This is a genomic window from Nostoc sp. NMS7 (assembly GCF_017115085.1).
Taxonomy (GTDB): domain Bacteria; phylum Cyanobacteriota; class Cyanobacteriia; order Cyanobacteriales; family Nostocaceae; genus Nostoc.
In genome coordinates this window covers 1-24467 of record NZ_JABXKJ010000244.1, presented here as the reverse complement: position 1 = coordinate 24467, position 24467 = coordinate 1, and the positions used below count along the sequence as shown (strand labels likewise).

The following is a 24467-nucleotide window of genomic DNA, read 5'->3' as shown; positions in this document are numbered from 1 at the left end:
ACCGTAACGTCAGAGTGGTGTTTGCCGTCTTTAGAGGCAAAAAACTACAGAAACACTGAGGACAGAAGGAGATTAAAAGGTGCGTCACCCTAAGCGTTGCGTTAGCGAGTCTTCTCCCTTGCCGTAGCGTCTCGTAGAGAAGGGGAGACGCTTTAGCGCAACGAGCGTCACAGCCCGCCACCGGCATTGCTTCCGTAATTTTGTATAATCGGCAATATTTATATTTATTTGGGGATTAGGGATTGGGCATTGGGGCTATTACTCAGCACTTAGCACTCACTACTCAGCACTTACTCAGAGCAAAGAAAAAAGAGTTTCCCACTCAATTACAGGCGGTCTTTGTCCCTGGTTGACTATTTCAAAAATTTTCCTAGAACTACTTGGCTGAAAAAGGCATTCCACACAAGCGTTTGCTACGTCAATCCGGCTGGCATCACCCGAAAGTGTATCCCCGGTGGCTACGACCACACCGTATTTACCCCCGGTTTTTGCCTTGAGAAGGGTGTTGAGGTCGTATGAGGTATATGGCCCGTCAATGAGGCGTCCTGGGCGGATAATGGTGTAGGGTAATCCAGAATTAATAATCGACTCCTCACCCTTTTGTTTGGCATCCAACACGCCGAAGGCATTAAGAATACTAAAAGGAAACTGATTTTTACGGAGAATTCCACAGGAAGAGACGAAAACGAATCGCTGCAAATTCCGGGGTGCTGCTGCCACTAGGTTGCTGATACCTTGGGCATCGACCTTTGCCGGACTATTCTTTGCTTTTGCTTCACTAGATTTGGGGTTAAGGAAAGTGATTCCCCATTCAATTAAGTTTGGGGGTTGGTCAAACTCCCATCGCGTAGAGGGAAAGGCAGTGGTTCCGGTACAACTTATGATCTGGCTTATATCTGGCATTGCGGCTGGCAGTGTAGCTGGCTGGCGGATGTCACCAACGGCAATTTCTACCCTCTGGTTAAACATTTCTTCAGCTTTTGCGGCATTGCGTGTCAGGACACGAACTTTCAAGCCCTTTTCTAGCAGCTTGCCTACCACGAGTTGCCCTACTCCACCAGTAGCACCAGTAACTAGTACCAAATCTTTAACTGAAGTTTCAAAAGAAGTCATAAAAGTGCCTTTGAGATAGTCTATGCGGTTCTCAATTGTATGGAATACAGCCCACTCGTAGGCGGTAAAAGTCAGCACGAATGTTTTTTAGGCGATAACTGCGTCACCGAATAGCCCGCACTTCCGCAAGCTCAGTGATCATCGTAGACATCGCACTTAGAGGGGAAATTGCGCCCCAATTGTTCGGTTCTACCACTGTCATCAGTACACAAATAGATATAACCTCTTAGGTAGTAGTGAAATGTCTACCCTAGACGCTGTTAGTCGCTCTTGAATTAAGGGGTGAAAACTTGTGTACAAATGGATATTGCCAAGCCTGAGCGAAATCTTGGCTGAAAATCAATCGAGTGTGACTGAATGTTCACCTGCTAAAGCACAGCAGCAGTGGCGTGTCAGCCTCGCAGCGACAGAACATTTGCTATTAAATACTTTAGCAGATTCTTCAACAGACACAACCCAAGGATTGGTTTTAGCTGCACCAGCACCCTTATTTAGTCAGCCAAAACTGACTCAAAGCTTACAAACAGTAACTTTTACGGCAAAACCATTTAATCCTTTGGCGCTGATGCCATTTCAAATGCCAGATGCGATGCCTGCGGTGGTAACAGAGCCAGTTCTAGTGAACGGAGTTGAAGTAAGTCAAAGTGCGGGTTACGCCAATGCGTCTGTAAATGAAGAAATCATTCCCCATGAATCGCTACTTTCCTTACTACCTGCCGATCCGTTGGGTACAGAGCAGTTTTGCTTAGTTTTTACAGATAAATTTAGATTAGTACTGGTTTTAGCAACACACAAGAACGGTAAAAAAACCTTTTCATTTTCTTTTGAGCCAGAGGTAGTACAGCAGGCTTGGCGATCGCTAGGAGCAAGGGTAATGCTCGCTAATCCAGAATTTTTTGCCCGCCTGGATGCATTAGTAGAACAGTATTCCCCGGTAGCACCAGATTACCGGATCATAATTGAGTTTAGCCAGTTGTTGCTTCAGGAATTAACCGAACCAGAAGGGACTGGGGACAAGGGGGACAAGGAGAATAACCCATGCCCAATACTTCGACAACGCTACTTCGACGCCGCTCAGTACAAGTCAATACAAGTGCCCAATACTTCTCTACGAGAGGCTGCGCCAACGACTTCTCTACCAGACGCTACGCGAACGCTCAGTACAAGTGCCCAATGCCCAATGCTCAATACTTCTCTACGAGAGGCTACGCCAACGACTTCTCTACCAGACGCTACGCGAACGCTCAGTACAAGTGCCCAATCCTCAAATCCTGATGTAGAATTGCTCCAAGCCTTTGCTCACGAAGTCCGCACACCTTTAACAACTATTCGCACTATGACTCGTCTGCTGTTGAAGCGGCGAGACTTAGATGCTGGGGTGATCAATCGCTTAAAAATTATCGATCACGAGTGTACCGAGCAAATTGACCGCATGGAGTTGCTGTTTAAGGCAGCAGAACTGGAAACTACTGCTTCCACAAAATCTTCAAAAACTCAACTCACGCCGATGTCTTTAGATCAAGTGTTGCAGCAGAGTATTCCCCGGTGGGAACAAGCAGCGCATCGGCGGAACTTAACTTTAAATGTTGTTTTACCCCAGCAACTACCAACGGTAGTGAGTAATCCTACCATGCTGGATCAGGTACTCACTGGTTTGATAGAGAATTTCACTCGCACCTTACCCCCCGGCAGCCATATTCAAGTACAAGTTATCCCGGCTGGAGATCAACTGAAGTTACAATTATCGCCCCAATTCGGGTGCAAAGATTCAAGTAAAGCCGCCACACCTACAAGGCCACCAATTCGTAAGGCGCTGGGTCAACTGCTGATGTTCCAACCAGAAACGGGTACGATTAGTTTGAATATTGCCGCAACCAAGCATTTGTTTCAGGCGATCGGTGGTAAATTGATTGTGCGCCAGCGTCCACATTATGGGGAAGTTTTGACGATTTTCCTGCCTTTAGAAGTTAGCAAGCAGAAGCCGGGAGTTAGGAGTTAAGAGACGCGATTAATCGCGTCTGTACAGGAGTTTGGAGTTAAGAGACGCGATTAATCGCGTCTGTACAGGAGTTTGGAGTTAAAAATTCATAACTCATCACTAATTTTCTGTAGCGATGCCTACGGCTGGCTACGCCTACGCTCTTGGGCTATTGCCAACAATTGCCAGTTGCACTGTAAATGTGGAACCTTCAGATAATTTACTTTTTACAGAAATAGATCCGCCAGAGCGCAACAGCAATTGCTGTACAATTGTTAACCCCAACCCAGCACCACCATAATCTTCAGTTGCGGCTGTACGCACACGATAAAACCGCTCAAAGATTTTGGGAATCTCATTTTCGGCAATACCGATACCTGTGTCACGGAATTCTAATTGGACATAATCGCCTTGAATCCGGGCACGCAACCATACTTGACCACCATTAGGGGTAAACTTAATGCTGTTATGCAGCATTTTGATCACAATTTGCCTCAGACCACCGCTCACGCACCAAACAGATGGGATTTCAGGCGGTACAGTGTAGGCTAAGATAATCCCTTTTTCTTGGGCTACAGTTTGATACGTACTGACTACTCCAGGCACAATATCTGAGAGACGCACTGACTCCAAAGCCCTCCCCTCCAAATTCCCTTCTAGCTGCACTAGTTCCAACAAACCAGTAATCAGGGAATTTTGTTGATCGCACTGGGTATTTAACATCTGTAAATAACGTTGTCGCTGGGGGGGTTTAAGATTAGGGGAATTCAATATCGAAAGTGCTGTCTTCATGTGCGTTAGGGGTGTACGCAATTCCTGACATACATTTTTCAGGTATTCATCTTTGAGTTGCTCTTTGTTGTGCAGTTCTTGCTTTTTCTGCTCCAACCGAGTGGTGCCTAATGTGATGATTTGACGATTAATTTCATCTTGTCGCAGGAGTTGTTTTGCCAACAGTTGATTCATCAGTGCGGCTTGAGGCACAGTTGGACAAACAAAACTAGCAAGTAAAATCGGCGATGATTCTGGCGGAATCCCTTTTCGGATGCCATCTAATACTTGCTGAATTATTCTCCCCTCAACAGTAGTTATAATCAGCAACGGCTGTTTTTTGTTTTTATTAGTATTTACCTTCACCGATATCTGATTTTGGCGTTTTTTAAGTGGTCGATGAGCCAAAATTAAACTGCAAAACTGGGGCGATAACACCATCAAAAAATTTTCCCGTCGCATTTGGCTATCTGGTGGGAGGTGAACAGAGACATGATGAGAGGATGAGGGGGATGCATTTATTCCCTCTGCCCCATCTCCCCCTGCTTCCTCAATCTGGCAAGTATAAATGAGACTAGATCCACCTACCGAGGATTTATAACGCGCTAATTCTGATTGCCAAATTTTATCTGGTGGTAGCTTCACCCATAAAGTTGCTGCAATTTGCTGCTCAATTAGTAAGTCAATTTGCGCTCTCACCAGTGATAGCAGAGTAGCAGGACTGAGGGACAATGGTTTAGGAGGCACTTGCACTCCCATAACCAGTTGATAAACAGACAGTTCCTTAGTCAGAGATACATTCATCAGTCAAGCACAACAAGGATCAAGCAAGAAATAATTCTGTTTTCGATTCTCAGCTTTATGTGTGCATTTTTTACAAAATCCCCACGGAAAGAAACATGAACAATCAATTATGGACGATTTGAATTTTGTGAAATCCACATTTTAGGGTAGCACAGCTGTGCTACCCTTGGAGTTAGACTTGTGTATTCAGTCTTTGGTGTAAAGCGTCGCGTGCGTGTTCTCGGTCGTCAAAATGTATTTTTTCAGTACCAAGAATTTGATAGTCTTCGTGACCTTTACCAGCAAGCAAGACTCCATCACCGGGTTGTGCTTGTAAAATAGCAGTACGAATTGCGATCGCGCGATCGCAAATTACAGTTGGCTGCACTGTGTCACCAATTCCCCCCAAAATATCTTGCAAAATCCGTTCTGGGTCTTCAGTGCGGGGATTATCCGATGTCACCACCGCTACATCAGCTAATTCAGCAGCAATTTTACCCATTTTTGGGCGCTTAGTGCGATCGCGATCGCCTCCACAACCAAACACACAAATCATTTTCCCAGGTATAAACGGACGTGCAGCTTTCAGTAAATTTTCTAAACTATCCGGTGTGTGGGCATAATCCACAATCACGCTAATATCTTGGTCAGGACTAATTTGTACCCGTTCCATCCGTCCGGGGACTCCTGGAAACTCCGGTATCACAGATGCAACTAACTGCAAATCTAGCCCTAAGTGTAAAACTGCTCCTACGGCTGCGAGAAGATTTTCTAAATTATATTGTCCGACTAGAGGCGATCGAAAAGCTACCTTACTATGAGGTGTATGTAATGTCCCACTGACACCATTGGGCTGGTAATTTAAATCACTCATCCATAAATCAGCGCTGTTATCGTTGACACTGTAACTCCAAACCCGTTGGGAATCCAACGAGGCAATTAACCGTTTGCCATAGGAATCATCAGCATTAATTATTGCCCGTCCCTTGAGATAATCAGGGCTAAACAACAACGCTTTGGCAGTAAAATAATCTTCCATGTCGCTATGATAGTCGAGATGGTCTTGGGTAAGATTACTGAATACCGCCACCTCAAATTCACAACCCAACACTCTACCTTGAGCCAAAGCGTGAGAACTTACTTCCATCACCCCGAACTCACTACCAGCATTTACAGCCTCAGCTAGCTGCTGTTGCAGTTCCACCGCAAAGGGCGTAGTGTGGGTAGCAGTTTGCTCAAAACCTGGCCAACGAGTGTAGAGAGTTCCCATCAAAGCTGTAGCTAAATTAGCTTTAATCAGCAGAAATTCAATTAGATGAGTCGTTGTAGTTTTGCCGTTTGTACCAGTCACGCCTACCAGCTTGAGTTTTTGTCCTGGATAACCGTAAAAAGCAGTGGCTATCTGGGCGCAAGCTTGAGTTATGTTACTTGCGCTGATCACCACAGCCTGATTTGTGGGAGGATTTTTATGTGCAGCTTCGGGAGAGACGATCGCAGCTACGGCACCAGATGCGATCGCACTTTGCCAAAATTCCCCACCATCAACCCGCGTTCCTGGCATCCCAATAAACAAATCTCCCACAATACAAGCATGGGAATTCGTCTTCAAACCCCTAACTTCCACATCCTCAAAAATCGGATAACTAGGCAATTGCTCAACACTATCCACCGCCGTTAGTAATTCCCGCAATTTCATCTTGTGAATCCCCTCACATTCTTAATCTTGCGCTTATTCTGCATTATTTTTTTCTAATTAGCTAAATACTTACGCAACATTTGCTCCAACTGCTGCACACTAGCACGAGGAGAAGGACGCGGCAATAATTTCTCACTCCCCTCTGCGCCTCTGTGGTTTGATAAATAAATTACTGGCACCTCATACTCATACGCAGCGAACCAATCTTCACGAGTCGTAATATCCCTAATTTCCAACTCGAAACTGAGATTTTGGATTTGTTCTAGCTTTTCTTGCAAACCTTCACATAAATGACAGCCGGGTTTACTGTATAAAATTAATCGCATTGTTTATTTAAGAACTTATAAGTAAGTGGGTCAGATTAAATATAAAACCTCACCCTGCCTCCGGCTTCCCTCTCCTTAGTAAGGAGAGGGATTGAGGGTGAGGTTTGATCTTATGTTTAATTACGCCTACCTACTTATAGCGTTTCCCAATCCCATGAAGTACATCATAGCCCCCTCCTCGCTTGCCTACGGTGTACACGCGAATTCTATTCGCCAAGGCGCTTTTACCTAACTTCAGAATAAAGGCTGCCAAAAATATCACAATTTGGGAAAATAAGAAAGTAAGTCGAATATTATACGACTGACCCAAATTCCTCTCGGAAAATATGACTCATCCTTTCCTCGAACGCCTGCGTAGTCCAGATAGCCCAGTCCTCGTCTTTGACGGGGCGATGGGAACCAACTTACAAACCCAAAACCTGACTGCTGAAGACTTCGGCGGCCCACAGTATGAAGGTTGTAACGAATACTTAGTCCACACGAAACCGGAAGCTGTCGCTAAGGTTCACCGCGACTTTCTCGCGGCTGGTGCTGATGTCATTGAAACGGATACCTTTGGCAGTACGTCCCTGGTGCTGGCAGAATATGATTTGGCAGACCAAGCATATTACCTCAGCAGGACAGCCGCAGAATTAGCCAAGCGTGTGGCGGCGGAATTTTCCACGCCCGAAAAACCCCGATTTGTGGCAGGTTCCATTGGCCCCACAACTAAACTCCCTACCTTGGGACATATTGACTTTGACACCATGAAAGCAACTTTTGCTGAACAAGCAGAAGCGCTGTGGGATGGTGGTGTCGATTTATTTCTGGTGGAAACTTGCCAAGATGTGCTGCAAATTAAAGCGGCGCTGAATGGGATTGAAGAAGTGTTTGCCAAAAAAGGCGATCGCCGGCCGTTGATGGTATCTGTGACAATGGAAAGCATGGGCACAATGTTGGTTGGTTCCGAAATCAGTGCTGTGCTGACAATTTTGGCACCTTATCCAATTGACATTCTCGGTTTGAATTGCGCCACAGGCCCAGACTTGATGAAACCACATATTAAGTATTTGGCAGAACATTCACCTTTCATCGTTTCCTGTATTCCCAACGCGGGTTTACCTGAGAACGTCGGCGGTCAAGCGCACTACCGCCTGACACCGTTGGAATTACGGATGTCATTGATGCATTTTGTTGAAGATTTGGGTGTCCAAGTGATTGGGGGTTGCTGTGGGACGCGTCCAGAACACATTCAACAATTGGCAGAACTTGCTAAAGACCTGAAGCCAAAAGTTAGACATCCTAGCTTAGAACCAGCAGCAGCATCAATTTACACCACTCAGCCCTACGACCAAGATAATTCCTTCTTGATTGTCGGTGAACGTCTTAACGCCAGTGGTTCCAAGAAGTGCCGCGATTTGCTAAATGCGGAAGATTGGGATGGACTCGTTTCAATGGCGAGGGCGCAAGTAAAAGAAGGCGCACATATCCTTGATATCAACGTGGATTATGTGGGACGCGATGGTGTGCGGGATATGCACGAATTAGTTTCGCGCATTGTGAATAATGTGACACTGCCTTTAATGCTTGACTCCACCGAATGGGAAAAGATGGAGGCGGGTTTAAAAGTTGCCGGTGGTAAGTGTTTGCTGAACTCCACCAACTACGAAGATGGGGAACCGCGCTTTTTGAAAGTGCTGGAGTTAGCGAAAAAGTACGGTGCTGGTGTAATCATTGGTACTATCGATGAAGATGGGATGGCGCGGACAGCAGACAAAAAGTTTGCGATCGCCCAACGCGCATACCGTCAAGCTGTAGAATATGGCATACCTGCCACAGAAATATTCTTTGATACCCTCGCGTTACCAATTTCCACCGGGATTGAAGAAGACCGAGAAAACGGCAAGGCGACAATTGAATCTATCCGGCGAATTCGTCAAGAATTGCCTGGAAGTCATGTAATTTTGGGTGTTTCCAATATTTCCTTTGGTTTAAATCCAGCGTCGCGCATGGTGCTGAATTCAGTATTTTTGCACGAGGCGACGACGGCGGGAATGGATGCAGCCATTGTCAGCGCTAATAAGATTTTACCACTCTCGAAGATTGAGGCACGCCATCAAGAAATCTGTCGCCAGTTGATTTATGACGATCGCAAGTTTGAGGGTAATGTTTGCGTTTATGATCCCTTGGGAGAGCTTACCACAGTATTTGCTGGGGTGACAACTAAGCGCGATCGCTCCTTAGATGAAAGTCTTCCCATCCCAGAACGTCTCAAACGCCATATCATCGACGGCGAACGCATTGGCTTAGAAGAACATTTGAAAAAAGCCCTAGAAGAATATCCCCCCTTAGAAATTATCAACACCTTCCTGCTAGATGGGATGAAAGTTGTCGGGGAATTATTCGGTTCTGGACAAATGCAGCTACCCTTCGTCTTACAATCTGCGGAAACCATGAAAGCGGCGGTAGCGTATTTAGAACCGTTCATGGAAAAATCAGAATCTGGCAACAATGGTAAGGGAAGCTTTATCATTGCCACAGTCAAAGGCGATGTCCACGACATTGGTAAAAACTTGGTGGATATTATCTTATCCAACAACGGCTACAAGGTGATTAACCTGGGAATTAAACAGCCCGTGGAAAATATTATCAAAGCTTACGAACAGCACAAAGCTGATTGTATTGCCATGAGTGGTTTGCTGGTAAAATCCACCGCCTTCATGAAAGAGAACTTGGAGATATTCAACGAAAAGGGAATTAGTGTCCCGGTGATATTAGGTGGTGCGGCGCTGACTCCCAAATTTGTGTATGAAGATTGCCAAAAAACCTACAAAGGTAAAGTTGTTTATGGCAAAGATGCTTTTTCTGACTTGCACTTCATGGATAAATTAATGCCAGCAAAGGCCGCTGGTAACTGGGAAGATTTGCAGGGTTTTTTGAACGAAGTCGAAACTGCTGATGCTTCGACAAATGGTCACAAAGAATCAGTAACTACAACTGCTGAAGCAACAACATCTGCTGAACCAAAAGAAGTAGATACGAGACGTTCTGATGCTGTGGCGATAGATATTGAACGCCCGACACCACCTTTCTGGGGAACCAAGTTATTGCAGCCTAGTGATATTCCCATCGAGGAAATATTCTGGCACTTGGATTTACAAGCTTTAATTGCTGGACAGTGGCAATTCCGCAAACCAAAAGAGCAATCTAAGGAAGAATATCAGGCTTTCTTAGCTGAAAAGGTTTATCCAATTTTAGAAACTTGGAAACAGCGAATTATTGAGGAGAATCTGTTGCATCCCCAAGTGATTTATGGGTATTTCCCTTGTCAGTCTGAGGGGAATTTTCTACATATATATGACTCAAAAAACCAATCACAACAGGTTGCAACTTTTGAGTTTCCCAGACAAAAGTCATTAAGGCGGCTGTGCATAGCAGATTTCTTTGCATCAAAGGAGTCAGGAATTATTGATGTCTTCCCGATGCAGGCGGTGACTGTAGGGGAGATTGCAACAGAGTTCGCTCAAAAGCTGTTTGCTGATAATCAATACACCGATTATCTGTATTTCCACGGTATGACCGTGCAGGTAGCGGAGGCTGTGGCTGAGTGGACACACGCCAGAATTCGCCGAGAATTAGGTTTTACTGCTGAAGAACCCGACAATATTCGGGATATATTGGCACAACGCTATCGTGGCTCACGGTATAGTTTTGGGTATCCAGCTTGCCCGAATATCCAAGACCAGTATAAGCAACTGGAGTTATTGCAGACTGACAGAATTAACTTGTATATGGATGAAAGCGAACAACTTTATCCAGAACAGTCTACCACTGCGATTATTGCTTATCACCCACTAGCAAAATACTTCAGCGCCTAATCTTTCCCCTCTCCTTACCAAGGAGAGGGGTGCCCGAAGGGCGGGGTGAGGTTATTATCTTGTGAACACAGCGCCTAATCCTTCCCCTCTCCTTACCAAGGAGAGGGGTGCCCGAAGGGCGGGGTGAGGTTATTATCTTGTGAACACAGCGCCTAATCCTTCCCCTCTCCTTACCAAGGAGAGGGGTGCCCGAAGGGCGGGGTGAGGTTATTATCTTGTAGGCTAGACAATAACCTCACCCTAACCCTCTCCTAATTAAGGAGAGGGGACTGGAATCGGAAATAAAAATGACTAAACTTTATAACAAAAATAGTGAAATAGAAAAAAGGCGAATATTACGCCAAAATATCACAAAAGCCGAGAAACTTATTTGGGATAAAATAAGAGATAGACAGCTAGAAAACTGCAAGTTTCGCCGACAATATAGTGTCGATAAGTTTGTTATATATTTTTATAGTTCTGAATTTAAGTTAGCTATAGAAATTGATGGTGAAAGCCATTTTCAAGAAGGTGCTGCTGAATACGATAAGGCAAGACAAGAATTTATTCAATCAGCAGGAATTAAGTTTATTAGATTTAGCAATAATGATGTATATGCTAATTTGTCTGGGGTGCTGGAAAGTATTGCTCAGAATATACGAAATTTAAGGGGATAGTAGTTGAACCTCACCCCCAGCCCCTCTCCTTATTAAGGAGAGGGGAGCAGGATTAAACCTGAATGATAAAATTAATTAATCTTACTCATCACCAAAATCAGGCTTGATACCAAGTGCGCGTAGCTGCTCTGCTAAACGTTCAGCCCGTCGCTTTTCTTGTGGGTAAAGTCTCGTGTAGCCGCGACTTCCAGACGCCCGGCGAATTTGAGCCGAACCTCTGATTATTTTGCACCTAACTGATATCTTTCCTTTAACAGGTGGGTATTATAAGCTTGCCATACTAACAATATCTTCATAAATTCGCCTTCAAATAAAATACATTACCGCAATTCTACTGTGACATCATGCTTTTATTATTTGTGGAATTGGATTAAATAATTCTCAAAAAATCAGTATTTACCGGATAAGATGAACAACTCATAAATGATATAACTTTAGTAAATTCTCTTTTGTTTTAGCTACTTGATTTGGAAGTTAGGAAAGCCAGATGCAGTAGTTACATAAATATAGTTTTATTCTTTGCCTAAAAAATTAATTCGTAGGCACAATTATCAATTTTGATAAAAAATAAAAAATCCGCTATAAATCACTTGACAGGGAAGCAGCTATGTCTCGAAAACCTCAGCTATTCAAGGTAATTCAAAAAACCTTTAGACAAATTAGCAAGCAGTTTTTATCTGCAATTAACAAGCAAATCATTTGGCTACTGCGGACTATTTCTGGCACTCCAAGAAGACGCGGCTCGGAGAATGCTGGGTTTTTGTTGCCGACAGTGGCGATGGTATCTTTAGTTGTCGTGCTGTTAACAACTGCGATTTTGTTTCGGTCTTTTGAGCGCTCAAAAAATGCTAGTAATGTCCGCGTGAATCAGGCTGTACTTAACGCCGCAGCACCAGCCCTTGACAGAGCTAGAGCAAAATTAGACAAGCTATTTATTGACACCCGACTGCCACGAGCCGTACCTTCAGATACAGTTTTAGAGAGTACCTTAAGTAGTGCTGCTAATTTGCCTCAATATACTTTTGGAGACGAAACTCCACTAAAAGTACATTATAACTATCCAACTGTACCAACAGGAGAAACAAATCAGCCAGCAGATATGACAACTGCATGGATGTTCCCCATTGATACAAATAACAATGGGAAGTTTGACTCCTATACTCTTTATGGAATTTACTTCCGAACTCCGCCTATAACTAGTGGCACATACAGCCGCCCTAGAAATCCTCTAGAGGCAAGAACTCCGCCCATGAGTTCTGGTAGTGTAAGCAACAGTTGTAAAAATAGTGTGGCAACAAGTGCTACTTTGGTGGGCAGTTCGGGCTGGGTTAGTATTGCTAGTCAGCTCCAAAAAAGCTTTTTTGTCTACACTGCTAATGTTCCTATCACTATTAAACCAACCACTCTTAGTGATCCAGGTAATAATTACGAAACTTTTACAGGGAATAAAGGTTTTTCAAGTTTAGAGTATCAGCAAGACCGTGTACAACTACCGCTAGTTAACAATGCGGTGGTTTATAACGATGATATAGAACTTACCCCTGGTACCACATTTAACCTAAATGGACGGATCTTGACTAATAGTAACTTACTGACTGGTAGCAATAATGCTACTATCACACTTTATCAGGTTAGTAGTCAAAATTCCTGTTACTACAGTGAGGAAAATGCCAAAATTGTTGTAGGTGGCAATTTAGGAGCGGGTCTTTTCACTGCTAGTGGTGATTCAAGTAACAGTACTGGAGTGCATTTATTCCAAGGCCAAGGAGTTACTCCTAATACAGCTTATGGTGTTCAAAATCAGAAATCAGTCACTGACCAACCGAGTAATATTGCCTACAATAGCCTAGCTTATGTACAGCGTACCAATCTTTTGGTGCAAGCACAGACGGCTAAGGCTCCATCTAGTGATCCACAGGTAGTCCAAAACGCCATTACACAGCAACTACAAAATTTAAATCCAACTCTAACTCCAGCTGCTGCCATAGCTAATGCCAGTGCAGCGCAACTAGCTACTGCCCGTAATAACCAGTTAGTACTTTACTTTCAACAACGTACCCGCCGTGTACCCTATGGTGAAGTTGCTTTTGGTGTAAATGCAGTAGGAACTTATAATCTTACTAGTAATACACCGCTACAAGGAAGTGGTAATTCACTGCGTCCACCAGACACTTGGGTTTATCCCTTTCAAGCTAGTGATGGTAAAACTAAAACTAATTATTCCAATTTAACACTTAATACTAGTAGTTCTAACCTGCTACCTAGTGCTACACAACCAACTACAGAACAACAACTAGGTCAAGAAAAATACCTTGGCGATCGCGTTTTGCTTGGCAATAACCTACCTGCATTGTGGTGGAACGGAACGACATTTGTTGGTGCAGATACTACCACAGATACCCAAAATATTGTAAATATTAACTGGAATTTCCCGTCAACGCCAACTTCAACTCGCACTCGCAGCACTCGTGTACAGCAACTAGCTGATTTAGGAACTGTTGTTCGAGATGGAGACTGGGAATCAGCAGCTGCTACAGTACCAACTACTGTCGCCGCTCCTGTGGGTGGCTTACGGGTAGTGACTGGTGCAGGGATTTATTTGCCTCAAGGTTATACTGTTAGTAGTAGTACCCAAGCGGCTTTGAACACCGCCTTAAATCCAGCTGTTGGTGGTACAAATAGAATTTGGTCAGATATGATGCCGGTGCCTAATAGTATTGCCATTAATGCTGATAAATCAATCCAAGATACCTACAATAGCAGCAAGATAGTATTACCAATAATTCCTCCTCTGCTTTCGCCTCTTACGCCTCTTACGCCGTATTTACGGATGAGGGCTACAGCAGTTTATCACTACCAATCGACTGGCTACAATCAGGCAACCCCTACACCAATTGCTTGTATAAGTAGCTTCTACGACCCCACTAATAGCACTACAGCTAAGAACCTCAATAGCACTAGTCTTCCGTCTGTGACAGGTTTTATCTATAACAAAGCCACGGGTGGCAACTCCCATAATGGTATTGTCTACGCAGCTCCAACAAAGGGTGTTTCTGACTATTCAGCTTTACTAACCTACCAAGCTAGTTTAATGTATCCCAATGGGCGGTTGGTAAATGAAATACTGAGCCAAGCTCTGGCAGCTTCCTCTCCGACAATCTCACAGCAGTCTGCTATTGATGCTGCTATTTGTGCCATCCAAATATTAGATGGTACTATCGGCTCTCCAAGTACTAGTGTCATCCCTCACGGCGCAATTTACGAAACTGCTTTTTTAGATGCCAGACAGATTAAGGCAATTCATCAAGATGTATCAACAGCTGGTGTAGAAACGTTCACCAACGCTGATGGTACAAATCGAGATGGAACTACTGGGACAATAGCACACGTACCAGATCCATCTCCTGGTTTGACGGCTCCAGACTATGAACTGGACAAAAAAACCCGCCAACCTCTGGAAATTCGCACCACTGTATTAGACTATAACGCGCTGCGGCTGAAGCAATATGGTAGTGCAACACCACAGGAATACTTAATTCCCAATAGCGGTATTATTTACGCTACTCGTGATGATGCACTTTTAGATTTAAGTGCCAGTTCTAGTAGTGGCACAGATATACAAAAATTAAATAGCCCTGTAGACTTCAAACTTGACCCAACTCGCCGTCCCAATGCGATTATGTTGATCAACGGCGACCCCACTCCCACTGGCAACCCCAACGGAAGCGTCTGGCGTGTTCCGGGTTACACAGATGCAGAAAAAGGCTTGGTTCTAGCTTCTAATTTACCTGTATATATTCTAGGCAACTTTAATATACATACCCAAGAAGAGTTCAATACAACTCTAGCTAGTAATTGGGGCAATTTTTACTCTCGCGGTGGAACCTCATCAGACTTTAATACAAACTTTGCTTGTCGTACTGGTGACTCTAGATTACCAAACTGTACCACTGGGGACGCATGGCGACCTGTCAGCGTGTTGTCAGATGCGATCACACTTCTTTCTGGTAACTTTGTGAGGGGTTACCGCAGCGATGGAGACTATGACCTGAATAATAATTTGGGGGATAGCACTTCTATTACCAAATTTCTGAACAATGGGTTTTTTAATACAAACAACGCTAATGTCATCAATGCTGCCTGGTATGGTAGTGACGGCTTGCCCCAAGACCTTGATAGTACACTTCCTGGTATTCAAGGTAGTTCTTACCTCAATAACTTTGTTACACCCATCCAGCGAAGGAAAAGTGCCCCAGAGTATTTAATGGAAGTATGTCAGACACTACCTGTTTCAGCTTGCGATCCAGGTACTGGTACTCCGGGTATTGGTTGGTACGTAACACTACCCGGTGATGTTGCTCTATATCCACTAGGTCTAAGAGCCTCGGATGTTACTGCTGCTCTTCCTGCTGGTGGACAGACTTTTTCTCTGAGTACCCATTTAGCAGGTACAACAGCACAATCACCGACTAATTCTAAATATCTAAGCTATCCTCGTCGTGTTGCCTTTCTCCGTAATGCTGCATCTGGACAACTCATGCTTACTAGTGGTCAACCAACCATTATACAACCAACCATTATAGGTATCAAGAGCGGGAAAATAACTTCATTTCCACTGAGTACTTTTAGTTCTAGCCAACCAACTAACAAAGCTAATGCTCTATGGTTCCGATCAAGCAACAGTGATACTAATCCCCCAATAGTGTCTCCACCACCAGCAACTGCTACACCAACAACCCAACCAGCTTTATCGCCAGTGTTACAAATTGAAGTTGCTTTCAGCACTAGCGATGAAAATGCACCACCATCAGGATCTAATAACCTAATGGGACCTGGCAACCAACAGGGTTCTTATTGGATGCAATGGGCAATACCTACCACCTTTAACTTAGTCGCAGCAGGAGCAGACACCCCAGCTCGTCCTACAGAAGATAATGGTGGCTTACACAATTTTGTCCGCTTCTTAGAAAATTGGAGCCCAACTAGCAGCACAGCTATTATAGCTACAATTAACGGCTCTTTTATCCAAAGAACTCGTAGTGCCTATGCTACTGGACCATTTGTAGCATACTTAAGTTCTTCATCCGCAGCATATCCGATCGGTAATGGCAGTGGTCTATTACCTTTTTACCAGGCTCCCACTCGCCAGTGGGGTTATGATGTCGCCTTGCTGTCGCAATCACCAGATGCATTTTCGCAAAAGTTAGCGATAACGCCAAATAACAAACCCAATGAGTACTTCCGAGAAGTTGGTCGAGATGATACATGGGTGCAAACGTTGTTATGTGCCAAAAAAGCCACAGACAGTACTTATGCCGTCGATGCCGATCAACGTCCTACCTCTGGCTGTAGTTAATCTTTAATTCTTAGAAACTGGTGATTAACTATGATTAAGCACAAACAACAGCAAGTAAGTCAACCATCTGATGAGTCTGGTTTCACCATCATTGAGTCACTGGTAGCAATAATTGTGGTTGCTATTTTACTGGCAGCGATCGCGCCTACAATTGTGATTGCAACAGCAACTCGCGTCCAATCAAAACGCGTAGAACTAGCGACACAAGCTGTCAGAACTTTCATTGATGGTGTTAAAACCGGAGCAGTGGCAATTCCTGAACCCACTAATTTCACTACTACGACTAATGCCACTATTGTATTGCCTGCATCAACCAATGCAACCAGGAGTTTAGCTGACAATTTACTTACCACCGGTGCCACCGGAAATATGCCAGTTCCTACAGCATCAACATCCTTATATTGCGTGACAAAAGACGCAAACAACAACCTAACTATTAGTCCCCCAAACTGTACAAGTACCCTATTTTACATTCAGGCTGTAAAAATTATAGGAACAGGAAGTACCCCAATTGATAGCACAACAGGTTTACCAATCGATGGTTACGGTTTAGGAATTCGAGTTTATCGGTCAGATATTGACTTTACGAATGCCAAGGCTAGCAACAGTAGTCAGAATAATAGACAAAACACTTTCACTGGGACTTTGGGCAATAGCCAATTCCCACTAGTGGAAATGACCACTGTAATTGGTTCTAAAAACACTTCCTTCAATGCTCTGTGTCAGCGTCTTGCTGTTTATAGCAGCACCACTCCTCCTCCTAGTAACAGCACTTGTAATTAATCCTATGCAGTCAGGTTGAAAACTGACTTTTCAGGTTATGTGGAAAAACCAACGCGAAACCTAACCCCCTAGCCCCCTTCCCTACAAGGTAAGGGGGAAAATTCAAAGCCTCTCTCCTCTTAGGAGAGAGGTTTGGAGAGAGGTTTTCCAGATATGTAGTAGCGAATTATATTCGCCTGGGCGACTAGAAGTCGCGGCTACACAGACAAAACCTGCCTCCGCAGGTTAACAAACCCTTGAATTTGTATTAGTTCACGGAGGCGGTCACTGAGCTTGCGTTGCCCTGAGCTTTGTCAAAGGGTCGAAGTGTGGACTTTAGTTATGTAGTAATGAATTATATTCGCCCAATACTTTTAAAATATCCTCTAAGGGGCAGACTGTAGTTATGAAGAATGTACTCAAATTTATTCTCAGCATTGAGCTGAAACACTCTAAGTTTGTTCAGCAAGCTAATGGTTTTACCCTAATAGAACTTTTGGTAGCCTTATTGATAGCATTCCTCGTGCTTACACCGCTGCTAGGATTCATGGTTAATATTCTCAGTACAGATCAGAAGGAGCAAGCAAAGGCAAATTCTGAACAAGAAATCCAGACAGCAGTTGATTACATTGCCAATGATTTACAACAAGCTGTCTACATATATGATAATTACGCACTGACTCACACTTCAAGCACTGTCCCACCAGGAATTCAAGACCAAATACCCCCTGTTAACATCGCTACTGGATGTAATTCTTCTACTTGTCAACCAATTTTGGTGTTTTGGAAACGCAAGTTTCTCACAAGTTCGATTACACTTTCCACCAGCACTACAACAAACACAAAAGATGACACTTTTGTTTACTCACTAGTTGCCTACTATTTAATCAAAGATAGTAGTACTACTTGGTCAAAAGCGGCTCGTATTGCCAGATTTGAAATTACCGATGGAGTTCTGGCGGCTAGTGGTACTACTACTGGCACTACTGGGAATTGTACTGGCTATGCCAATGATACATATATTGACACCAGCCACTGCCCTGATGCAGGTTTTCAGCGTTTTAACCTGAATCTAGCAAGTGCCACAGGTCTAACTCAGAAAATGAATTCATGGAAAGCTACAGCCTCAACAGCTTACACTCAACAAGCTTCTGTACTAATTGATTATATCGATCAAACCTCTATTGGTTCAACACTTCCTACTTGCCCCACTGGAACACTTAGTTCAGGTAGTTTTATGGGCTTCTATACTTGCGTTGATGTTGCCAACACGACAGCACAGGTGTTTTTACGAGGTAATGCACTAGCTCGGTTGCAAACTAGCAATTTTGATTACTCTTCAAATAACCAAACTTACTTTCCAACAGCAAATGTCCGCGTGCAGGGACGTGGATATTTATTTGCTAAATAAACTCGATAATACACAGCACAACTAATGATGGGGCATTATGAGCAACCTAACTTTAAAGTTATTCCACACTAAGATATGTAATAAAGATACCAAGGAGCGATTTCATCCTCAACAGGATACTGGCTTTACTTTAATAGAATTAGTAGTAGTAATCCTGATGATCGGAATTTTATCAGCGATCGCAGCTCCTAGTTGGCTTGCCTTTGTAAATCGACAGCAGATAAATAAGGCTAACGACGCTGTTTTCGCCGCACTGGAAGAAGCACAGAGCCAAGCTAAGAAAACTAAACTTAGCTACAGTGTTAGTTTTCAGAAAAATAGCGCAAATCAAGATATAGAGGTTGCTATTTATAGTACTAATGCTGGAATCAGCAGCATCAGCACATGGAAACTTTTAGGGGCAGATGTGGGAGCCAATTCTAATCAATTACTGTTGGGCGCAAATCTCAGTAGTACAAACATTGTCAATTCTACTTCTACTGTATCCTACGCTGCTTCAAGTGTGTTAACAACTTCAAGTCCGTCAGCAACGATTACCTTTGATTCTACGGGAGCTTTAGCAACTTCAACATCTCCAAACTTTGGAACAGCTACAGGGTTAAAAATAGTGGTAGCTGTTCCAAGCTCTGCCAATTCTACATCGCCTAGTAGCATAAAGCGATGCGTCGTTGTGGAAACTCTCTTGGGAACAATGGTAACAGCAAAAGACTCCCAATGCAATTAAGTAGTTTTTATAGCAAAATTTTATAAAAATACGTAATAATACTGTGCATAAAACTGTACGTTGATAGCAAAATTGAAATATCGTGTACAGTTTTAATCTTTGATAGATTTATTTAAGAGTCGTTGATAAATTAGCCCTTGGCTGAACATCTAAAAAGCTTCCTAAGTAGGTAGGCATAATTAAATGTAATATGTTATTGCGAGATGAAATGACGTTCGCGCAATCACACTCTATTATATATATACCCATCTACTTAATCAAAATATCAAAATGTAACTTTTGTCAAATGACTGAAAACCTTGACTTTACTGTAGCTATCCCAACTTATAACGGTGAAAGTCGTTTGCCTGAACTACTAGAACGACTACAAAACCAACTTCACACCGAAAATCTCTCTTGTCTACAACACGCTTTGCGATGGGAAATTATAGTTGTAGACAACAACAGCACTGATAACACAGCTAAAGTTGTCCAAAGCTATCAACAAAATTGGCAGTGTCCTTACCCTTTAAAGTATTGCTTTGAAGCGCGACAGGGAGCAGCTTATGCCCGAAAAAGGGCAGTTGCAGAAGCTAAAGGTAAATTCATCGGTTTTCTAGATGATGACAACTACCCACTATCAAATTGGGTAGCCGCAGCTTATGCTTTTGGTGAAAAATATCCGAAAGCGGGAGCTTATGGCAGCCAAATTCACCCTGACTGGGAAGTAGAACCACCAGAAAATTTTGCTCGAATTGCTCCATTTTTGGCAATTACAGAGCGAGGTAATTTACCGCTCTTATACGAAGCAGGCAAAAAATTACTACCCCCCTCTGCTGGACTTGTTGTTCGTAGACAAGCGTGGTTAGAAAGTGTCCCAGATAAGTTTATTTTAACTGGGAGAGTTAAAGGCAATATGCTTACCAGTGAAGACTTAGAAATGTTGTCTTACATCCAAAAATCAGGATGGGAAATTTGGTATAACCCAGAAATGGAAATTTTTCACAGAATACCAAAGTTTCGTTTACAAAAAGACTATTTAATTCCGTTCTTTCGAGGTATTGGACTTAGCCGTTATGTAACTAGAATGGTTAATATAAAACAGGTGTATAGACCAGTTGCTCTTTTATCTTATATGATAAATGATTTGCGTAAAATTGCTTTACACTTACTCAAATATCGAACCAAACTAAAATATGATTTAGTAGTTGCTTGCGAAATGGAACTTTTTTTAAGTAGTTTCATTAGTCCTTTTTATCTTTGGAAAAACGGATATTTTAAAAAATAAATTATTAAAAATTTAGGTATTATGTATGAGTGAATTATTAGTTGAGAATTTAGATGTGAGCGTAGCCATTCCTGCATATAATGGAGCAACCCGTTTACCTAAAATTTTGGATAAGCTATTAACCCAGACAGGAGTAGAAAAACTTAACTGGGAAATTATTATTGTGGATAATAATAGTTCTGATAACACATCTGAAATCATCCAGAATTACCAAAAAATATATGATGGAAGTTCTCATTTAAGATATTTTTTAGAAACCGAACAGGGAGCCGCTTTTGCACGACTGCGAGCAGTACGTGAAGCCAGAGGCCAGCTAATCGCATTTTTAGATGATGATAACTTACCTGCTTCTGATTGGTTAGCCCAAGCATATACCTTTGGCTTGGAGCATCCTCAAGCAGGTGCTTGGAGTGGACAGATTCATGGTGATTTTGAAGTAAAACCACCAGAAAATTTTGAAAGAATTCAAGCTTTTTTAGCTATCAGAGAACATGGTTCAAATCCACATTTGTTTGATGCAGATAATTTAAGACTTCCTCCTGGTGCGGCTCTTGTTGTTCGCAAACAAGTATGGTGTGATAATGTACCACAACGACCTACTTTAAGTGGGAAGTTGCCTGGGATTTTAGTGCAGGGTGATGATTATGAACCATTGCTTTACATACATTATGCAGGTTGGCAAATTTGGTATAACCCTACTATGCATACTTATCATCAAATACCACATTGGCGACTTGAGAGAGATTACCTCCTAACTTTGGCACGCGGCTGTGGCTTGTGTATTTTCCAGTTACGTTTGATAAATACTAAAAATTGGCAAAAACCAATAGTGTTTGTAAAAACTATTTTAGGGAATTTACGCCGAGTATTACAGCACCTGATTAAGTATAGAGGGGAATTGAAAAGTAATCTTATTGCACTTTTTGAGATAGAGTTTTACTTGGCTAGTATGATGAGTCCTTTTTACTACTTAAAATCTAATTTAGGCAGAGGATTAAAAAATAAAGCAGCCCTATAAAATGATTAAAAATAGCAAAAATTTACCCATAATTTCTGTAATCATACCTGCTTACAATACCGAGAAAACTATTAAGGAAACAATTCAATCTGTTTTGAACCAAACTTTTATTGACTTTGAATTAATTGTAATTAATGATGGTTCACAAGACTCGACTTTAGAAGTTGTTACACAAATCCAAGACCCAAGAATAAAAGTATTTTCCTATTCCAATGCTGGTGGAAACGTCAGCCGTAACCGTGGACTAGACCGTGCAGGTGGAGAATTTGTTAGTTTTTTAGATGCAGATGATCTTTGGACACCTGATAAACTTCAGTCTCAGTTAAAAGCTCTGCAAGAAAACGTTACTGCAAAAGTTGCTTACAGTTGGACTGATTATATTGATACAAAGGGTCAATTTCTATTTTCAGGTAAACGCATTAATGAAAATGGAAATATTTATGAGAATTTATTACTAAATAACTTTCTAGAGAATGGTTCTAATCCCTTAATTTGTAAAAAAGCTTTAATTACATTAGGTGGCTTTGACGAATTTCTGAGTGCGGCTCAGGATTGGGATATGTGGCTGCGATTAGCTTCTAAGTTTGATTTTATCTGTGTACCATCTGTACAAATTTTATATCGCATAAGTCCTAATTCAGTTTCTTGCAATCTTCTCAGGCAGGAAAAATCGTGCTTGCAAGTGCTTGAGAGAGCGTACAAAAAAAGACCTTCCACACTTAAGAATAGTTGGAATATCAGCCTACGAAATTTATACAAATACCTGACCTGCAAAGCCCTACAAATGCCGTTTAATCGACAAAAAGGTTTAACTGCTGCGAGATTTATATGGAAGTATTTTCTTAACGACTCTTCAAGACTTCAGAATATAAATTTCACCTTAAAAATGTCATTGAAAATTGTCATAATTTTTACTTTCCCCTCCTTGCTCTACAGTATTACTAACCAACGTAAAGCAAGAAGCCCAGAACCGGAAACATTGCTCAACAGATGGGAAGCTGAAAAACGACCAGAAAACAAAAATGGATACTCAAGTGCATCTACATTTAATGCAAAAAATCTATTGAATAAGCACTCTAACAGTGGTTTTACCTTACCAGAGATGTTAGTAGTTATTCTATTAATTGGTATATTAGCTACGCAGGGAATACCCAGCTGGCTAACTTTTGTGAACATTCAACGCCTCAATACTGCCCGAAGCGAAGTGCACCTTGCTATGCGCCAAGCCAAAAGCCAAGCTACCAAGGAAAAATTGAGTTGGCAAGCTAGTTTTCGTGAACAAAACGGTATTGTTCAATGGGCGGTTCATCCTGCTACAGTAAACCCATCTGCTGCTAACTGGAATAATCTACATTCTAATGTGCGTTTAGATTCTGAGACAAACTTCCAACCGTCACTCACTACTGTACAAGAAGTTAGATTTGACTACAAAGGTAATGCTAAAGATTTAGGAAGGATCACGTTATCCAGCAAGTCTGGTGGTAAAGCTAAACGTTGTGTAATAGTTTCGACGATTTTAGGAGCAATGCGAACAGCAAAGGAGCATACTACAACTGATCACGACAAGTATTGCTATTAAGATATTTTTTGTGGAGTTAATTAGATAAGGTATTGTGTGCTGAACTTACCAGCAAACCCAAAACAACACTTGATTATTTTCACTCGCTATCCAGAACCAGGGAAGACAAAAACTTGATTGATACCTGTTTTGGGAAGCGTTGGTGCTGCCAATCTTCAACGTCAGATGACTGAATATACAATATTTCAGGTTGAAGAATTGCAAAAAGCCATTGCCATATCTGTGGAAGTGCGGTTTACAGGTGGCGATTTGCAACTCATGCAAGACTGGCTGGGGTTGGATTTGGTTTACCACTCTCAAGGTGAAGGCGATCTAGGTTCGCGGATGGCGCGATCGCTTGGAAATGCCTTTCAATCTGGTGCAGAAAATGTAATTATCATCGGTACAGATTGTCCTGGAGTAAATGCCCAGATTCTAGCAACAGCTTTTGAGAACTTACACGCCTTTGATCTGGTACTTGGCCCTGCGATCGATGGTGGATATTACTTAATTGGTTTGCGCCAACCCATCCCGGAGTTGTTCGTTAAGATCGAGTGGGGGACTGCTCAAGTATTCCAGAAAACTGTGGATATTGCCCAGAAACTGAATTTATCTCATGTGAACTTGTCGCTTTTAGCTGATGTTGACCGACCGGAGGATTTGCCGATTTGGGAACAAGCCCTTGCAGGGAAGATGGAAAAATGAGGCAGATAAGGGACTGACAAAAAATAAATCATCCCAAATTATTTCTACATTTGTAGGGGTGTATTGTAATACATTGGTGTCAACTTAAGCTAGAAATCGCTTGTTGACTTCCAGGCCCGCCCAGAAATAAATTTCAGGGCTAATAACTAAAGTCTACTGAAGTAGACTAAAGACTTTTCGGATTATTTAGTCATCTAAAGATTGACTTGAGCTATTAGCCAAGGAACTTCAGTTCCTTGCGGGACATGGCTTTTACGTTAAGTTGACACGTATGATTGTAATATGCCTCGACGATGGGATATTTTTCAATTAGAAGTCCCTGAGAGAGATAAGCTGTTCCACATTTAACTTGCATAATTAGGGCGGGCAAGACTTCGGCGTGAGCGCTACTTCGACCCTTCGATAGGTGTTACCCTGAGCTTGTCGAAGGACTCAGGGCAGGCAAAGTCAGTACAAGTCAGTCGAACGCTGCCCACCCCACAAGAG

The 24467-nt window shown here is 42.6% G+C and carries 14 protein-coding genes and 1 pseudogene; 11 read left to right on the top strand and 4 right to left on the bottom strand.

The window, feature by feature from the left end; all coding sequences use genetic code 11:
- Nucleotides 1-294 precede the first annotated feature (294 nt).
- Entirely contained in the window at nucleotides 295-1113 is an 819-nt protein-coding gene (locus tag HWQ38_RS33000) for an SDR family oxidoreductase (protein ID WP_292802367.1), read from the bottom strand.
- Nucleotides 1114-1405: 292 nt separating this feature from the next.
- Between HWQ38_RS33000 and HWQ38_RS32995 the strand changes: the two genes are divergently transcribed.
- The gene (locus tag HWQ38_RS32995) at nucleotides 1406-3112 is read left to right on the top strand and encodes a HAMP domain-containing sensor histidine kinase (protein ID WP_292802253.1); all 1707 of its coding nucleotides are present in this window, start codon (nucleotides 1406-1408) and stop codon (nucleotides 3110-3112) included.
- Between the two features lie 135 nt (nucleotides 3113-3247).
- On the opposite strand, the gene HWQ38_RS32990 is transcribed toward HWQ38_RS32995, so the two are convergent.
- From HWQ38_RS32990 to HWQ38_RS32980, 3 genes are all read right to left on the bottom strand, one after another.
- Nucleotides 3248-4666, bottom strand: a complete 1419-nt coding sequence (locus HWQ38_RS32990; RefSeq protein WP_292802250.1) for a DICT sensory domain-containing protein — start codon at nucleotides 4664-4666, stop codon at nucleotides 3248-3250.
- Between the two features lie 172 nt (nucleotides 4667-4838).
- Nucleotides 4839-6341 carry a UDP-N-acetylmuramoyl-L-alanyl-D-glutamate--2,6-diaminopimelate ligase gene (locus HWQ38_RS32985; protein WP_292802247.1) on the bottom strand — a complete coding sequence of 501 codons (1503 nt, stop codon included), beginning with the start codon at nucleotides 6339-6341 and terminating at the stop codon, nucleotides 4839-4841.
- A gap of 53 nt (nucleotides 6342-6394) precedes the next feature.
- Nucleotides 6395-6667: a glutaredoxin family protein gene (locus HWQ38_RS32980; RefSeq protein ID WP_292802244.1), complete on the bottom strand. Its 273-nt coding sequence runs from the start codon at nucleotides 6665-6667 to the stop codon at nucleotides 6395-6397.
- Between the two features lie 326 nt (nucleotides 6668-6993).
- Between HWQ38_RS32980 and metH the strand changes: the two genes are divergently transcribed.
- The 10 genes and pseudogenes from metH (at nucleotide 6994) to HWQ38_RS32925 (ending at nucleotide 23981) form a co-directional block, all read left to right on the top strand.
- The gene (gene metH, locus HWQ38_RS32975; RefSeq protein ID WP_292802241.1) at nucleotides 6994-10524 is read left to right on the top strand and encodes a methionine synthase; all 3531 of its coding nucleotides are present in this window, start codon (nucleotides 6994-6996) and stop codon (nucleotides 10522-10524) included.
- Between the two features lie 287 nt (nucleotides 10525-10811).
- Nucleotides 10812-11180, top strand: coding sequence for an endonuclease domain-containing protein (locus tag HWQ38_RS32970; RefSeq protein ID WP_292802239.1), 369 nt, complete (start codon nucleotides 10812-10814; stop codon nucleotides 11178-11180).
- A gap of 607 nt (nucleotides 11181-11787) precedes the next feature.
- Nucleotides 11788-16536 carry a hormogonium polysaccharide biosynthesis protein HpsA gene (gene hpsA, locus HWQ38_RS32965; protein ID WP_292802236.1) on the top strand — a complete coding sequence of 1583 codons (4749 nt, stop codon included), beginning with the start codon at nucleotides 11788-11790 and terminating at the stop codon, nucleotides 16534-16536.
- A 30-nt stretch (nucleotides 16537-16566) separates the two neighbouring features.
- Complete coding sequence (gene hpsB, locus HWQ38_RS32960) at nucleotides 16567-17319, top strand: hormogonium polysaccharide secretion pseudopilin HpsB (protein WP_292802233.1); 753 nt, start codon at nucleotides 16567-16569, stop codon at nucleotides 17317-17319.
- Between the two features lie 385 nt (nucleotides 17320-17704).
- Nucleotides 17705-18709: a hormogonium polysaccharide secretion pseudopilin HpsC gene (gene hpsC / locus HWQ38_RS32955; RefSeq protein ID WP_292802230.1), complete on the top strand. Its 1005-nt coding sequence runs from the start codon at nucleotides 17705-17707 to the stop codon at nucleotides 18707-18709.
- 37 nt (nucleotides 18710-18746) lie between these two features.
- Nucleotides 18747-19433, top strand: a complete 687-nt coding sequence (locus tag HWQ38_RS32950) for a Tfp pilus assembly protein FimT/FimU (protein ID WP_292802227.1) — start codon at nucleotides 18747-18749, stop codon at nucleotides 19431-19433.
- A gap of 286 nt (nucleotides 19434-19719) precedes the next feature.
- Nucleotides 19720-20700 (top strand): hormogonium polysaccharide biosynthesis glycosyltransferase HpsE, encoded by a 981-nt coding sequence (gene hpsE / locus HWQ38_RS32945; protein ID WP_292802225.1) that lies wholly within the window; start codon nucleotides 19720-19722, stop codon nucleotides 20698-20700.
- Between the two features lie 25 nt (nucleotides 20701-20725).
- Complete coding sequence (gene hpsE / locus HWQ38_RS32940) at nucleotides 20726-21718, top strand: hormogonium polysaccharide biosynthesis glycosyltransferase HpsE (protein ID WP_292802223.1); 993 nt, start codon at nucleotides 20726-20728, stop codon at nucleotides 21716-21718.
- Nucleotide 21719: 1 nt separating this feature from the next.
- Nucleotides 21720-23297 carry a glycosyltransferase gene (locus HWQ38_RS40655; RefSeq protein ID WP_366933368.1) on the top strand — a complete coding sequence of 526 codons (1578 nt, stop codon included), beginning with the start codon at nucleotides 21720-21722 and terminating at the stop codon, nucleotides 23295-23297.
- 36 nt (nucleotides 23298-23333) lie between these two features.
- Nucleotides 23334-23981: pseudogene (locus tag HWQ38_RS32925) on the top strand (TIGR04282 family arsenosugar biosynthesis glycosyltransferase).
- The last annotated feature ends 486 nt before the right edge of the window (nucleotides 23982-24467 follow it).

Bases quoted from the DNA above. Each gene is read 5' to 3' on its own strand.
- HWQ38_RS33000 (WP_292802367.1), bottom strand. From the start codon at position 1,113: ATGACTTCTTTTGAAACTTCAGTTAAAGATTTGGTACTAGTTACTGGT.
- HWQ38_RS32990 (WP_292802250.1), bottom strand. From the start codon at position 4,666: ATGAATGTATCTCTGACTAAGGAACTGTCTGTTTATCAACTGGTTATG.
- HWQ38_RS32985 (WP_292802247.1), bottom strand. From the start codon at position 6,341: ATGAAATTGCGGGAATTACTAACGGCGGTGGATAGTGTTGAGCAATTG.
- HWQ38_RS32980 (WP_292802244.1), bottom strand. From the start codon at position 6,667: ATGCGATTAATTTTATACAGTAAACCCGGCTGTCATTTATGTGAAGGT.
- metH (WP_292802241.1), top strand. From the start codon at position 6,994: ATGACTCATCCTTTCCTCGAACGCCTGCGTAGTCCAGATAGCCCAGTC.
- HWQ38_RS32970 (WP_292802239.1), top strand. From the start codon at position 10,812: ATGACTAAACTTTATAACAAAAATAGTGAAATAGAAAAAAGGCGAATA.
- hpsA (WP_292802236.1), top strand. From the start codon at position 11,788: ATGTCTCGAAAACCTCAGCTATTCAAGGTAATTCAAAAAACCTTTAGA.
- hpsB (WP_292802233.1), top strand. From the start codon at position 16,567: ATGATTAAGCACAAACAACAGCAAGTAAGTCAACCATCTGATGAGTCT.
- hpsC (WP_292802230.1), top strand. From the start codon at position 17,705: ATGAAGAATGTACTCAAATTTATTCTCAGCATTGAGCTGAAACACTCT.
- HWQ38_RS32950 (WP_292802227.1), top strand. From the start codon at position 18,747: ATGAGCAACCTAACTTTAAAGTTATTCCACACTAAGATATGTAATAAA.
- hpsE (WP_292802225.1), top strand. From the start codon at position 19,720: ATGACTGAAAACCTTGACTTTACTGTAGCTATCCCAACTTATAACGGT.
- hpsE (WP_292802223.1), top strand. From the start codon at position 20,726: ATGAGTGAATTATTAGTTGAGAATTTAGATGTGAGCGTAGCCATTCCT.
- HWQ38_RS40655 (WP_366933368.1), top strand. From the start codon at position 21,720: ATGATTAAAAATAGCAAAAATTTACCCATAATTTCTGTAATCATACCT.